This is a genomic window from Mesorhizobium sp. P5_C1 (assembly GCF_054049815.1).
Genome location: NZ_JBFULQ010001172.1, coordinates 1 through 875 on the forward strand (window position 1 = coordinate 1; position 875 = coordinate 875).

General features: G+C 62.5%; 1 protein-coding gene. It reads right to left on the reverse strand.

All coding sequences use genetic code 11. The annotated features are described in order from the left end of the window. Positions 1-87: 87 nt before the first annotated feature. The gene (locus ACXJ7R_RS34680) at positions 88-846 is read right to left on the reverse strand and encodes an MBL fold metallo-hydrolase (protein ID WP_457155730.1); all 759 of its coding nucleotides are present in this window, start codon (positions 844-846) and stop codon (positions 88-90) included. Positions 847-875 lie beyond the last annotated feature (29 nt).

The window sequence follows — 875 nt, forward strand, 5'->3', positions numbered from 1 at the left end:
CATCACCATGAATCATATGGGATATCTATCGCCATGCCGTCATAGGCTGGCTCGACGTTGGCTGGCGTCTCGGCCATCACCGTGGCATCACCATGAATCATATGGGATATCTATCGCCATGCCGTCATAGGCTGGCTCGACGTTGGCTGGCGTCTCGGCCATCACCGTGGCGTAGTCGAGCGGCACATGCATATGCGTCAGCACGGAGTGCCGTGGCGCCAGCCGCTCGATCCATTCCAGTGCTTCGCCAAGCGACAGATGGCTGGGGTGCGTCCGGTACTGCAGCGCGTCGATGATCAGCACGTCGAGGTCGCGCAGCCGTTCGACGGTGGCCTCCGGAAAGTCACTGATATCAGGGCAATAGGCGAGCGTGCCGATGCGGAAACCGAGCGATATGATGTCGCCATGCACCTGCGGCAGCGGCTCAAGGGTGAGGGCACCCCCCTCTCCTTCGATGACGACCGGCTTGGCGTGATGGATGATATGAGCGTCGACGATCGGCGGATAGGAACTGCCCGCCGGCGTCTCGAAACAATAGCCGAAGGCCTGCCGCAGGCGCAGCATCGTCGGCTCGTCGGCATGGATATCGATCAGCTGGCGCTGATCGAGGACGAAACCACGCAGATCATCGATGCCGTGGATGTGGTCGGCATGCGGGTGCGTGTAGACGACCGCATCGATGCGCCTGACGGAGGCCATAAGCATCTGCTGGCGGAAATCCGGTCCAGTGTCGATGACGACGCTGGTGCGACCGCCATCCGCAGCAATCCGTTCGACGAGTGCGGCGGCGCGGGTGCGCCGGTTCTTCGGGTTATCTGGGTCGCAATTGCCCCAGTCGCCGGTGATGCGCCGTCGCCAGGTACGCCGCGCATCAC